Raw genomic sequence first — 13827 nt, forward strand, 5'->3', positions numbered from 1 at the left:
CGTGAGCATCACACCGATCGACAGACCCCTGGCTGGCGAGCATGTCGTCGGCCTTGCGCCAGAGAATGCCGCCGACGCCAGCCGCTGGTGGCTGCGTCGGCCGAACCTGTTTGCCGGCCGTACGCTCACCGCGCCGACGCTGTCCGCTCGTCAGGATTGGGCCGCCCGCCACATCGCCTTGCGTGGCCAGGCTTACACGCCGGGCGTCGTGCGCGGGCTGGAGACGGCCCTGTTCAACAACACGGCAGGGGGGCTTGCCGGCACCCGCCTGGCGCTGATGCAGGGCCAGGGCCTGAGTGTCGACGGCGAGGACGTGCGCGTGCTGCAGGCGCTGGAGGTGGCGCTGGCTGATCTGCCGGTGGTGGCCGACGGGTCGGCCTTTGCCGGCCTGGGCAGCGCCGGTGGCGAGGAGGGGGGCGAGCTTGCCAGCACCGCCGCCAAGGTCGTCGGCCCGACACTCGGCACGGTGGTCGCGGCTTTGCCGGATGCGCTGCCCAGGGTCGGCATCCTGCTCCTGCAACCGGTCACCGCCGACCGCATCGGCGAGTTCGATCCCAGCGACCCCTGCGCGCTGGACGGTTGCGGCAAGGGCAACGTGATTTCCTTCGAGGACTGGCGCATCGGCGACGCCGCGCGCCTGCTCTGGTACGCCTGGCCGGAAGAGTTCGTCAGCCTGCCGCCGCTTCCGTCCGGCGCACCCGGACGCTGGCGCAACGAGCTGGCATGGCACATCTTCGACGCCGAACGAATGCTCGCTGCCGACGAGACCCTGCCCTGGGAGGCCTTCGGGGTGCCGATCGGCCTGGTCGCCTGCGCCAGCGACTGGACGCCGCTGTTCCTCGATCGCGCCAGCGTGGTGCGGAGCGGCGGTCGCGCCCGCTACGGGCGTATGGGGGGGGCCGCCGACAGCCTCGGCATCCACTGGCGGCTGCCGGCGTTGTGGCAAGCGCGCTTCGAACAGCTCGCCGAGCAGATTGCCGCGGCGGCTGACCCGGTACCCGACGCGGCGACGCTGGCGGCGGATTACGTCCGCCTGCCGCCTTTTGGTCTCCTGCCGGCGCATGTGGTCGACCTCGAGCGCCTGTCGAGCGCTTTCTTCCCGGCCAGTTTCACGCTCGATGCTGCGCCGCTGCCGAGCGAGCAACTCGATGCCGCGCTCGCCGAGGCGGCGTCGCTGGCGCCGCTCGACCTGGCGCTGGGAGAGCGCGTGCGCCTGCTGGTACCGGTGCCGCAGGCGGTGTTCGAGCCGCGCCTGCTGATCCGTGAAGTCATCGACGCGGAATTCGCCACCACGCTCGCCGCTTTCCAGTTGCAGCGCTCGCGCGCACTCGGCGCCCGCCATGGCCTGCGCACGCGAGCGTCGGTGCTGGCCCGGGCGATCAGCGGCAAGGCGCTGACCGTGCCGGCGATGGCCGACGATCCGCAAGCACTCGAGGCAGAAACGCTTGCCCCCTGGGGCCCGCCACCGGCCGGCGGCGGGCATCGCTCGGGGCTGCGTGCCGGCGTGCACCAGCATTTCTTCGAAGCGGCGACCGAGACGCTGAGCGTCGCCGCGGGCGAGCAGCTCTTTGCCTGGGTGTACCTGAACCCCGACCGTCCGCCGCGCACGCTGATGCTGCAATGGCACGCCGGCAACTGGGACCACCGCGCCTACTGGGGCGAGAATCTCATCGACTGGGGCGCGGACGGCACTGTCGCGCGCGCCCGCGTCGGCGATCTGCCGACAGCCGGCGAGTGGGTGCAGCTGCGCCTGCCGGCGCTGCTGGTCGGTCTCGAGGGGCTCGCCGCCGACGGCATGGCGTTCACGCTCTACGACGGTCAGGCGGCGTTCGCGATGACCGGGGCGATCGCCAGCGGCGGTGCGCCGAGGAAATGGTTCTGCAGCGTTCTTCCCACGGCGGCCCAGCAGAATGGCGACGAGCGCTGGGACTTCATGACCCACAACGATCTGTGGGCGCCGTTTGACGCCTCGGCGGCGGTACTGCCGGTCGATGGCAGCGGCGCGCCGGAGAGCGGCGGGCAGGGCGGTCATACGGAGCCACCGCAGGCCGGCCTGCACCAGCACTTCTTCGAGAATGCCGGCGCCAGCTTCACGGCGGTTGCCGGCGAGCGGCTCTACGCGTGGGTTTTCGTCGATCCGGACAATCCGCCGACGCAGCTGATGCTGCAGTGGCGCAGCGGTACGAGCTGGGAACACCGCGCCTACTGGGGGTTGAGTCGCATCAGCTGGGGAACGGAAGGAACGGCGTCGCGCCGGCGTATCGGCGCCATTCCGCGGCCGGGTCGCTGGCTCCGGCTCGAGGTGCCGCTGGATGCCGCCAGCGGCGTCAATTTGGCCGGCGCGGCCTTGAACGGCATGGCCTTCACCTTCTTCGACGGCGCTGCCGCCTTCGGCCACGCAGGGGCGCTGTCGGCGGCCAATGTCGAGCGGCCGTGGTTCTCCGGCGCGGTGCCGGCCGGCGCCCAGCAACGCGGTGTGTGGCAGTTTCTGCAAGCGCGCGACCTGCGCGCGCCGACCACCGCGGCGGTGAACGGCCAGGTCGAGGCCGCGCTGCGCCTCTACGACAATCCGGCGCTGGGTCATCTCTCGGCGCAGGAGCGCTACCAGATCTTCCAGCTCGGTGTGGAGGGTTTCGTCGCCTATCTCAAGAGTCGCGCCGACCGTGCCGACGATCTGGTCGATTACAACTTCGTCAAGGTGCAGACGGACATCTACCGCGTACGGCAGCTGGTCCTTGGCACCACCGCCGCGACCCGGCTGGCGATCTCGCCGGCGCTGGCCAGCATTGCACAGGCCGAGACGGCGGTCGCTTCCAGCGAGCGCATCGCGGGTTTCTTCGACGAGCTCAAGAACGCTCCGGCGGCGCCGCGCGGTGGCTCGCCCGCTGCCGCACCGGTCGCCTCGGCACGAGCCGGGGGCAGCGCGCTGGCCAGCGGCAGCGCATTTGCCGGCGGCGGCGCCCAGGCGGTGAATCTCTCTTCGCCGGGTACACAGGCGCTGTTCCAGGCCGAAGGGCTCACCTTCAACGTTGCCGACAGTTCGCCAGCAGTCCGGAACGCACAGGTACGCGATGCGACCAGCGTCCAGCTGCTGGCAGGCAGTACGAGCTTCGTGCCCTTCGACATCACCAACGCCGCGCCGCTGATCGGCAGAGCCGAGGTGCGCACGGTGAGTATCGCCGAGCGGCTCGAGGCGCCGAAAGCCAACGAGGCCAAGGATTACACGACTTCCACGCGCTACGAAGCGGTGCGCGCGCTGATCTCGCTCGCCGACGCGCTCGAGGCCGAGGACGGTGGCGACAGCGCCGGGCTCTTCGAGAGCATCGCCTTCCACGGCGTGCGCGGCGACCCGGCGCTGTTCTACAACAGCGAGGATGAGGTGGATAATCCCAACCGCCCGCTGCCGATCGTCGACAGCAGCGACCCGGCGGAGCAGAACACGCTCAACAGCCTGCGCCGCAGCCTGCCACTGCGCACCGTGCTCAACCAGCGCTGGCGCTTGCCGCTGATGCTGCAGGCGCCGCGGCGCAGCAAGGTCGATGAGTCGGCCTACTTCTCGGATGGCGCCGATCTCTCCGACAACACCGTCGCGCTGATGCGTCAGCTCGAAGGGCGCATCAAGCTCTACCGCAACGCGATCTCGCTGAGCGAGGCGCTGCTCGCCAGCCTCAGGACGCAGGCCGCCGCACTCGAACAGGGCTTGCAAGGGGTCGCCGAGGATCTCGCCGAGGCGCGCCACGACGTCGCCGTGACGCGTGCGCTGATCGGCGAAGAAGAGGCGCGGCTGGCGGCGATCAACGATCGCCGGGCGCAGATCCTGCTCGATCACGTCAAGTTCGTCGCCTATCAGCGTCCGCGCGAGGCCGAGCTGATCAGCCCGGCGCCGATGCGCCAGCTCGATCCCGGCCTGCTCGAAGCGCCGGTGCCGGCGTGCCTGATGGCGCACCAGGATGCGCCCGACGAACTCGCCGATCTGCTGGCCGTGGTGCGCGAGGCGCCGTCGCGCTGGTTTGCGCGGCTGCCGGCGCTGCTCGACAAGCTCGACCGCGTCGATCTGCTGGTCAAGACCATGCAATCGGCCCAGTTGCGCAGCCAGATCATGAACCTGCGGGTGGCGGCACAGCCGGCAGCGAGCGCCGTGCGCGGCGTCGCCGGGGCGATCGCCGCGCTGCACGGCAAGCAGCTCGCCGCCGTGCAGCAGTTGCGCGTCGCGGCGACGCGCATCGACCCGCTGCTGATCGCCGGGCTGGGTTGGCAAGGCGCGCGCGCCGAGGCCGAAAAAGTGGTCTCGCTTGGCGACCTGGTCGACGGCGAGCACGGTCGCGGCGCGGTCGCCAGCCAGGCCGCCAGGGTGTTCGAGGAAATGTCGCGCATTGCCGCCTGCCTGCACGAGGCCTTCTCGGAAGTTCTGCCGTCGATTCGTCTCGACTGGGCCGAACGCCTGTCGCAGTTCGACGCCACGCCGCAGCTCAGAAACCTCGCCGGTCTGCCCCGTTGGGGCGAGCTGGACTACCAGACGCGGCGCCAGTTGCAGACCTACGTCGACTGGCTGTTCGGGCAGATGAAGGCCGGCGACAGCGAGGCCGCGGCGCTGATCAACGACGTCGTGCACATGTGTCTGCTGCTCGCCAGCCACGCACCGGTCAACCGCATCATTTCCGGCCGCCTGCCGGCGCCGGTGACTGCGCTGCCCGGCATTCGCCTGCCGATTCGCGTCACCGACGGCCTCAAGCTCAGGGTCGGCATGCAGGCGCTGGTGTACCAGGGCGATCGGGTCGTGGCGCGAGCACGGGTCGATGATCTGGCGAGCAGCGAGGTGTCGACCACCGTGCTGCACGTCGAGGGCAACCGTCTCGAACTGGCTGCCGAGAGCCGGGTGCAGTTCGTCGCTGCCGACAGCCCGCTGGCGATGAGCAGCGCGCGCCTGGCCAGCGTGAAGATCAGGTAAGCGCATGCTCGCCGAGCGCACGGTCCGCCGCCTGTCGATCCGCGCGCCGGCCGATGCCCTCGCGCGCCGCGCCGGCTTCCTGATCGAGGACGCGCTGCGCACGGCCAGCCTGCCGGGCGACGGTGCCGAGCTCCTGCTGCTGCGCCGGCTGCGCCTGCCGCCGTTCACCGCCGCGGCGTCAGCGCAGCAGGTGGCGCTGCGCCTGGAAGCCGTTTGCCGCGCGGCGATCGCCGTCGATGGCAGCGTGGTGGACGACGCCGCACTCGCAGTCGCGCCGGCCGTGCGTTTTGCCGATGCGCTGACCGCTCATCTTGCCCTGACACGCCTGCTCCTCGCCGATAGCCCGCGCCAGGCATGGTGTTGGCCGCTGCTGGTCAACGGCTATCGGCCCGCGCTCGGCCGCGGCGCTGCGCTGCGTCTGCTGGCCTTGTCACTGGCCGCCTTGCCGGAAGCGCCGGCAGCTCTGCCGTGCTGGCTCGCGCTACTGGTTGCCCGCGAGGACGCTGGCTGCGCTGGCTGCACTGCTTTCCTGCTGGCACTCCAGAGCGACGACATCGCCCGTTTGCAGTACGCCTGCCATGGCGCTCGCAAACCGCCGTCTCGCGTCGCGCCGGCACGCTGGCGGGCACTGCTCGACTGGTCGGCCGCGCGCCTTGGCCGAGACGATGTTCGCCATCGCTGGCTGCTCGGCATGGCTGCCGTGTGCGGTGTCGACGGCGATCGAGACGCTCGCCGGGACAACGGCGGCGGTAGTCAGGGAGCCGACGAAGCCTTCGCCGACAGGCTCGTCGCCGGCCATCCCGGCGGCGATGGGGGTGGTGATCAATGGCGCGCCGAAGGAGACGCCTTCGATCCTCCCTCGCCTGCTGCTCGCCGGGCAGCGCCAGCGGCCTCGCCGTCGGCAAGGACAGCGTCCGCATCGCCGCGAGCAGGTGAGGCTGGCGCCAGCCCCGCGCCATTCGCTGTAGCGCAGGAAGCGGGCGCGGACAGCGATGGGCCATGCGCGTCGGCTGCCGGTCATTTGCCGGGTGCCGGTCGTTTGCTCGGTGCCGGCGAGGTCGTCGTCACCAGCGAGTCCGCCGCAGCGCGGTCGCAGGCGGTGGCGCCGGCTGCCGGCAATGAGTCACCCGCGCCGCCCGCCGACGCTTTGCCGCTGGCCATCGATCACCGCGCCGCGCCGAGACGCATGGACGCGGCAACCGCCGCTGGCGGCCTGCTGTTCCTGGTGCCCCTGCTCACCCGACTCGGCGTGGCCGACGCCATCGGCGAAGACGCGCTGCCGAGCGATCTGCCGCAGCGCATCTTCGCGACCCTGCTGCGGCGACTGCCGATTGCCGACGACGACCCGCTGTGGCTCTTGTTTGCACTGCCGCTGGCGGCCGACAGCGAGGCCGATGGCGAGGTTGCGCGCTGGCTTGGGCGTTGCCGCAGGCTCTTGCGCCGCGATGTCGGCATCGGTCTTTACTCGCTGGTCTGCCGTCCGGCGAGAATTGCCATCACCGCCACGCACGTCGATCTCTGGCAAGCCATCGACGCGGTTGACCTGCGTGTCCGCCGCGCCGGCCTGGACATCGACCCCGGCTGGGTGCCCTGGCTGGGGCGGGTGCTGCGCTTCCATTATGGGCGGGACGATCCATGAACCGGCCCGAGAATCTGTCCGCGGCGAGCCCAGGCGCAGAACATCGGGTTGCCCTGCCGCGGCTCGCCGAACTGGCCTTCGCGCTGCTCTCCACCGACTGCATCGCAGCGCAAGGGGCCGAGGCGACCTGGCTCGGAGCGCTCGGTCGCTTGGCCGATGACTGTGCCGCGAGTCTGGCTCCCGAGGCACAGGGTCGCGAGGCAGCGGTGCAGGCACTGATCTCTGCCTGGCTTGCCGATCCGCCGGCGCCCGACCGTGCGCTCTACGCACTCGCCGCGCGCGATGGCCTTAGTTTGCCCGAAACGCTGGCCACCGCGCTCGCCTGCGCTGCAGAGCTCGTCCCGATGGCCGCGCGCTCGCTTATCTGGCTGCAGCATCCGGTCGGCGGAGCACGCCCCACGCTCGGGCTGCTGGCCAGTTTGTGCGAGCGGCTCGGCGAAGTGCACGCGCTGGCGTTGCTGGCGGAAGGTCCGGCGCGGCGCAGCGGCCTGGTTCAACTCGAGCCCGAGGAACGGCCCCTGTGCGAGCGCAGCGTGCGCACGCCGCTGCCATTGGTGTTGGCGTTGGCCGGCTATGCGGGTCGCTTCGACGGGGTAGGCGATGCCGATGAGGTGCTGCCAATGCTGCCGGATTCGACGCTGGCGGCGGCGCGCAACCAGGCTTCCGGCCTGCGCGAGGACGGTGCCCGGGTGCTGGTACTGCGCAGCGCGGTGCCCGGCGAAGCACGCGCGGCAGCCCTTGCGGTGGCTGCGGCCAGCGGGCGCCGCCCGGCTTTCTACGAGGGCGATCCGCCGCGCGGACTGGGGCCGTGGCTGTGGCTGCAGGATCGTCTGCCGGTCTGGCAGGTGACGCTGGCGCCGGGCGAGCGGCGACGGCTGGTCGGGATCCCGGGCTACGCCGGCCCGATGCTCGTCGCCACCGGACTCGAAGGCAGCATCGAAGGCCCGGGCGCGGTCGCCCAGTGGCGCCTGCCGGTGCCGCCGGCCGAAGAGCGTGCCCGATTGTGGCGCGCCGCGCTGGGCGATGACGGGGCCGTCGATCGCCTCGCCGCACATCACCGTCACGGCGCCGGCCGCATTGCCGAACTGGGTCAGGCGGCTCGCTCGGCCGCGGCACGCGTCGGCGCTGCGCCCGGCGTGGCGCATGTCGCCCAGGTGGCCCGTAACGGGGTGGGCGCCGATCTCGGCGCGCTCGCCGAGCTCCTGGATGACGACATCGCCGACGAGGCTCTGGTGCTGGCGCCGCTGCAGCGCCAGGCGCTGGATTCGCTGGTCGCCCGCTGCCGCCTGCGCGACACCTTGGCCGCCTCGCTGGGGCTGGCCGCACGGGCGCGCTACAGACCCGGCGTCCGCGCCTTGCTGGTCGGGCCTTCGGGCACCGGCAAGACGCTCGCCGCGGGCTGGCTCGCGACCCGGCTTGGCTTGCCGCTGTACCGGGTGGACCTGGCTTCGGTGACCAGCAAGTACATCGGCGAAACGGAGAAGAATCTCGCCGAGCTGTTCGGCCGCGCCGAGCATGCCGAAGTGGTGCTGCTCTTCGACGAGGCCGACTCTCTGTTCGGCAAGCGCACCGACGTCAAGGACTCCAACGACCGCTTCGCCAACCAGCAGACCAACTACCTCCTGCAGCGCATCGAGAGCTTCGAGGGCATAACGCTCCTGACCAGCAACAGCCGGGCGCGCTTCGACTCGGCCTTTACCCGACGGCTCGACGCGATCATCGAATTCCTCGCTCCGGGGCCGGTCGAGCGGCGGGCCCTGTGGTTGGCCCACCTTGGGGAGTCGAATATCCTCGACGCCGTGGCGCTCAATCGGCTGGCCGCCAATTGTGATCTCCCCGGCGGGCACATCCGCAATGTGGTGCTCAGTGCCGCCGCACTGGCCGGTGCGCAGGGCGCTCCCCTCGGTGAGGCCGAGTTGAGCGCCGCTCTGGCCAGCGAATACCGCAAGCTCGGCAAGCAGATGCCGGCCGGCGTTGGAGGCAGTGGATGAACCTTGTCCTCGACCGGCGCCGTCAGCCCGATGCAGCTCCGCCCGGCAGTCGCCGGGCCTGCGACTGTACCGGGCCGACGTGTTCGACGGCCGGCGTGCCGCGTTGCCTCGGCGGTGACGGGGTGCAGGCGCGCCTCGAGGTCGGAGAGCCGGACGACCCGCTCGAGCACGAGGCCGAGGCCTTTTCGCGCGCGCTGGTGGCGGGGGCGACGGTTCCGCGCTTTCTCGGCCGCGATCCCGGGGCGTCGCTGCGGCGGGCTTGCCCGCAATGCGCAGAGGAACTCGTCGAGGAGAGCGCGGAGCCCGTTAACGATGAACAGCCGCTGCGCCGCGAGTGCCTGAGCGCCGAGCCGCCCGACGATGGCGATGGTGGACACAGCGGCGCCGACGGCGATGCCCGGCCGGCAGGCAATGGCAGTGCTGCCACGGGCCTGCACGGCGCGGTGCGCGGTCAGCTCGAAGCAGCCCTGGGCACCGATCTCGGTGGAATCCGGGTCCATCGAGGCAAAGCGTCTGCGCGCGCCGCTCGCGCCATCGGTGCGCGCGCGTTCACCCGTGGTCGGGATATCTGGCTCGGTGCTCGCGAGCGCGCTGACGACCTCGCCTTGATGGCCCACGAGGTGGCGCACGTGGTGCAGCAGCGAGGGCGGAGTGGGGGCGTGCTCAGGCGTCTCCCGGAGGACGAGTTTGCCGGCATGACCAGTGCCGATGCGGCAAGCGTCGCGGTGCCGCTGGCCACCCGTTCAAGCGCTGCCCGTCCCTCGCTGATGCCGCCTGAAGCGGGTGCCGCCTACGATCCCTGCGCGGTGTCGGCCCGTGCGCTGAGCAATGCCGAACTCCTTGCTCATTGGCAGCGTGTTGTCGCCTACCTTGGGGATCGCCGTCCGGACTCACGGCCTGCCTACGACCACGCCAACCTGCGGCGCCGCCTTGGCGGCGAGCGTCGACGGCGTGGCGGAATGGGTCACTCCTGGCTCGCCGAGGAGAGCATCACGGCGGTGCCGACAACGCTCTACGAGATCCGGCCGGTCGGTCCCGACATGCTCGCGGTGGTGCTGGCCGATGCTGCGCGTGAGGAGGGTCTGGCTTTCCAGCACGAGGGGCAGGTGTTGACCCCCGCCCAGTTCGACCGGTTTTTGGCTCGCTACAACGTGCCACAGGTGGACGTGAACGAGTTCTACGCCAGCCACGATCCCTTCTCGCAGGCGCTCACCGTTCGTCTCCCGCCGCCGACTCCGGAGCCGGCACCGTTGTGGTCAGGGTTGGCAGGGCCGGAAGCGGGCATGGGGCCAGACTTCAGCTTTGCCGATCCGGGTGCAAGGGGTTTTCCGGGCGTCCCCGGGCGGCTGTCGGGGGCGTCGACCGCAGCGATCCTGCCGACCGACCTCTACGCAAACCCGACCGATCTCTATATCCGCGACGCCTTCCTTCGCCCGCTAGTGACGCCGGGCACCGATCCGTCGAATCCGGCCTCGATGCGCGGTGCCGGCGTCAACTGGCGTGGCACGATGTTCGAAGAGCTGCATCTGGGTGCGGATCTTCCCACTATTCTTGATCCATCCGTGGTTGACCTGAACAGCCTGCAGGCCAATGCGCCGACCTTCGACACCCTCGATCTGCGCACTGGCAGCCTTGAGTCGCTCACCCACTCGATGAGCGGCGTCGATACCGGCGGCCCGCTCAATCCGGATCACTATCTGACCAAGTTCATGCGCATGATGAGCCCGACTGCCGAGGGCTCTACGCTGACGTCTGCGGCAAACATGCTGGGCCCGGTCTATCCCGAGTTTGGCACCGAGCTGGATGCGGCGGCGAGCGCCCGGCTGCTGGTGCCGGATGAGCATGTCGGGGCGGTGCGTGCCGCAGTCGAGACGATGGTCGCGGGCGGAAACCTCTCGCGCGCGGATTTTGCGACGGGAATCGAGCGCGCGGTCAGCGCGTCGCCGTCGCGGATGACCGATGCCAGCCGCGCGATCATCGAGGCCTCGTTGGCTGCCGATCCGATAAGCCACGGCGGCAGCACCTACTCGTCATGGGATCAGGTACGCGCGTTGTCGCCTTCGAGCCGGGCCTACCGAACCATTCGCGCCCAACTCACCGCGCGCTTGCGTGCCCGTGCCCTGTCGGGGGATTTGCGCGGCGCGGCGGCCGGCAGCGTCGACGCCGGGCTGGCCTCCGCGTGGCGCGAGCGGGCGTCGGCGGGCCGTCTGGCGCCGCTGGTCGATGCGCTGGTACATGGCGCGCCGGTGGGCGAGGGTGCTGCGGCGGTCCTCGAATTGGGCACAGATCGAAGCGCTGATCCTTTCCGGCGATGTCGATGCCACGGCACGAATCCAGGCGGTGTTCGGCGAGGTCGCGCAGCGTGCCGGTGCGCGTGTGGCGCCAATGCGCGCGACCCTGGCTTCGGTGATGGCCCTGCAGCGTCTGAACACGCTGGCCGTCTCCCGCCTGCAGCGCAATGTCCTCTTCCCGCCTGAGGTCGTCGAGTATCACCGCCTGGTTGCCAACGGGATGGCGGCTGAAGATGCCCTGTCGACGGTGTCGGGTGGAAGCGCTGCGCGCGCCGCTCGCGTGAGTGGCGCGCTGGCGGCGCTTACCGAGTCGGGTCGCCTGCTGTGGCATGCTGGCGAAGGCGACTTGAACGGTGGCATGGTGGCGACCAGCATGTTCAATGTGGGGGCGTCGATTCCGGTCGGTTACGGCGGTTGCACTGGTGGAAAGTCGTGCCGCACTGGGCTTATCGCAATGGGCCAGCCGTGGCCTGGTTAGCGGTGAAACGCCGGGGTTGCTCGCCAGTAGCGGTGTCCTGGGGGGACGGCTATTCGTGTCGACCGGTGTCGGTGCCGTGGCGGCGCCGGTGATTTCGCTGGGGTCGATGGCCTTCCAGGAAACCTTCCTGATGCGGACTATAGCGACATTGATTACTACGCCACTGGCGCCCGCACAGCGGTCGCCGGGGGCGGCGGAGCCCTGGCCGCCGGGATTACGGGCGCCGTGCTTGGCTCGGAGGTGCCGCTCCTCGGTAACGCGGTTGGCTTTATCGTTGGTTTCGGCGGCTATCTCCTGGTCGATTCCATCTGGGGTGACGATATCGAACATGCCGTGCGTGAAGGGATGGGGGAGTTCGGCTGTGTCGATGGCGCTGCCGATTGAATTTGCCTGCATCGAGGCATGGGGTCGAAGGCGCCGGCCGAGACCGCCGGAACGGCGGGTACATGGCTGGGCTTGGACGGCGAGTCGGCGAACGGCGAGCCTTCGAGCATCCGCTATGCTGAAGCACGGCGCGCAGATCGATGCGCTCGTCGGCTTGTAGGAGCTTACTGCAGGCAAATCCTGGAGGGCAGACGATGACATTCACGACACAGGCACGAGGCCGCATGGCCGGTTCCTCAGCCAGAGCACGCCAGATCCGAGGTCCACGACTGCAACACGCGCCGCCGGCACCCCGCGATTCCTTGCGGCGCGCGGAATGAGGGTCTCCAGCCCGGAAGATGCCGGCGAGCGGCAGGCAGAGCGCATCGCCGACGCGGTGATGGCGCCCCACGGATGCCTCGGCTGTACGCCGGAGGCGCCCTGTGCCAGCTGCGCTTCCGGTATCCAGCGTTCGGCCGAGGGGGCGGGCACGCTGTCGGCGTCGCTGCCCCGGGCTCGGGGTCGCTCGCTCGACAGGTCCGCGCGCGACTTCTTCGAGCCGCGTTTCGGGCGTGATCTCGGTGCGGTGCGGGTGCACCAGCGGATCGCGCGAAGGAAGCATGGCGCGCTCTCTGCGCTGCGCGCGCCTTCACACTCGGCAACGACCATCGTGTTTGCACCCGGCCCGGCTACGAACCCGAGTCCGATTCCGGGCGCCGGCTGATCGCGCACGAACTCGCCCATGTCGTCAGCGGCGGCACAGCCAATACCGTTTCTCGCGTGCCTGACCGCGGGGGTCACTCCCGATGCCGGGCGCAACTCCGGACGCAGCGCTCGCGGCCGCTGCCGCTGCTGGCCCGACCGACGCCGGCGTGCCCCTGCCCGGCAGGCGTTCCGGCAGTGCCGACGCCGCTCTTCGACAGCCTTTTTGGCACCTGCCTGACGCCGGAAGAGGGCGTGCGCCGTGACGCCTTCGCGCTGCGCCATATGCACCTCGCGCGCTATATTCCCTCGACCACCTTCGGCATGTTCGACGCCGATTATTTCCCGCTGGTCGGGCTGATGCCGGTGACGGTGAAGATGAAGTTCAATTTCGTCTCGGCCGACAACGCGCCGGGAATGCTTGAATGGATCAGCCGCACCATGGCTGGCGAAGACCTCAGCCGCTTTTTCTGGAGCGACACGGAAAAGGCGGACTTCAAGAGCGCCTATATCGGTCGTGTCTCGGCGCGCTGGAGCGCCCAGCATGCGATGACATCGACCAAGCCGTGCTGGGACTTCCGGGCGATCCCGCTGGTGACGCCGGTCGAGGTCGCCGACGACGCTTCGGCGCACTACGTGACGACGGTACACAAGAGCCCCGGACCGGGGATCGACTACAAGTCCGCCACCAACGATCCCGACGTCGCGCATCCCGAGCGGCCGGCAACGGCCACCCTCTACCAGTCCGACGTACGCGAAGAGCCCAACTTCAACAGCGGCAGCGTGGCCACCACCGAGCGCCAGCGCCTGGAGAGCGCACTCGCCGCGGCGGCGGCTTCGCCGGTGTTGTTCGGCAACGATTCGGATGTCATCAGTCCGGCAGCGCGACCGGCCCTTGCCGCCTTCGCCGATGCGGCCAGGCAGAAGAACCCGTCCGATCCGCTGATCCCGCTCAAGGTCGACGGCTTCGCCAGTCTCGACGGTGACGCCACGCATAACCTCGACCTCTCCGAGAGGCGCGCGGGTGGCAGTGCGCAGCTTCCTTGCCGGCCTTGGTGTGACGCAGCCGATTGGCGTCCTCGGCCACGGGCCGGTGGGTGCTGCCAGCGACGCCGCCAACCGCCGGGCCGACCTATCGGTGGATCACGCCTTCGAGACGACCTATACCTCCAACCGCTATTCGGTCGGCGAGCACGAGTTTCGGTCATATGCTGGGTCTGCCCGATGAGTATCAGAACAACACCAGCGGCGTTCTCGGCGCACAGCAGACGCTCTATTCCGGGCTGGTCACTGCAGCCGGGGTGCCTGGGACCGGCGGTGTGGGGCGTCGATACCGCGAGCCAGATGTCGAATGGCATCGACGTGCTGCCGCGCCATTACGTGACCCTGTGGGAGGCGCTCGGGCGCATGACCGC

The 13827-nt window shown here is 70.1% G+C and carries 6 protein-coding genes and 2 pseudogenes; all 8 read left to right on the top strand.

Annotation, left to right across the window (positions count from 1 at the left end; translation table 11 throughout):
- Position 1: 1 nt before the first annotated feature.
- Positions 2-4948 carry a hypothetical protein gene (locus QZ634_RS19865; protein ID WP_291991230.1) on the top strand — a complete coding sequence of 1649 codons (4947 nt, stop codon included), beginning with the start codon at positions 2-4 and terminating at the stop codon, positions 4946-4948.
- Positions 4949-4952: 4 nt separating this feature from the next.
- Positions 4953-6587: a hypothetical protein gene (locus QZ634_RS19870; RefSeq protein ID WP_291991231.1), complete on the top strand. Its 1635-nt coding sequence runs from the start codon at positions 4953-4955 to the stop codon at positions 6585-6587.
- Positions 6584-8578 (top strand): ATP-binding protein, encoded by a 1995-nt coding sequence (locus QZ634_RS19875; protein ID WP_291991232.1) that lies wholly within the window; start codon positions 6584-6586, stop codon positions 8576-8578. The genes QZ634_RS19870 and QZ634_RS19875 overlap by 4 nt, the downstream gene beginning before the upstream one ends.
- A complete protein-coding gene (locus QZ634_RS19880; protein WP_291991233.1) occupies positions 8575-11055 on the top strand; it encodes a DUF4157 domain-containing protein in 2481 nt (826 codons plus the stop codon). The genes QZ634_RS19875 and QZ634_RS19880 overlap by 4 nt, the downstream gene beginning before the upstream one ends.
- On the top strand, positions 10988-11347 hold the full coding sequence (locus QZ634_RS19885; RefSeq protein ID WP_291991234.1) for a hypothetical protein: 360 nt from the start codon (positions 10988-10990) through the stop codon (positions 11345-11347). Before QZ634_RS19880 ends, QZ634_RS19885 begins: the two co-directional genes overlap by 68 nt.
- Before the next feature lie 225 nt (positions 11348-11572).
- The gene (locus tag QZ634_RS19890) at positions 11573-11731 is read left to right on the top strand and encodes a hypothetical protein (protein ID WP_291991235.1); all 159 of its coding nucleotides are present in this window, start codon (positions 11573-11575) and stop codon (positions 11729-11731) included.
- Between the two features lie 379 nt (positions 11732-12110).
- Positions 12111-12406, top strand: a pseudogene (locus QZ634_RS19895) (DUF4157 domain-containing protein); the annotation flags it as partial.
- 204 nt (positions 12407-12610) lie between these two features.
- Positions 12611-13827: pseudogene (locus QZ634_RS19900) on the top strand (hypothetical protein); the annotation flags it as partial.

The organism is Candidatus Accumulibacter sp. ACC007, from assembly GCF_907163205.1.
Lineage (GTDB): Bacteria > Pseudomonadota > Gammaproteobacteria > Burkholderiales > Rhodocyclaceae > Accumulibacter > Accumulibacter regalis.

Bases quoted from the DNA above. Each gene is read 5' to 3' on its own strand.
- QZ634_RS19870 (WP_291991231.1), top strand. From the start codon at position 4,953: ATGCTCGCCGAGCGCACGGTCCGCCGCCTGTCGATCCGCGCGCCGGCC.
- QZ634_RS19875 (WP_291991232.1), top strand. From the start codon at position 6,584: ATGAACCGGCCCGAGAATCTGTCCGCGGCGAGCCCAGGCGCAGAACAT.
- QZ634_RS19880 (WP_291991233.1), top strand. From the start codon at position 8,575: ATGAACCTTGTCCTCGACCGGCGCCGTCAGCCCGATGCAGCTCCGCCC.
- QZ634_RS19885 (WP_291991234.1), top strand. From the start codon at position 10,988: ATGGCCCTGCAGCGTCTGAACACGCTGGCCGTCTCCCGCCTGCAGCGC.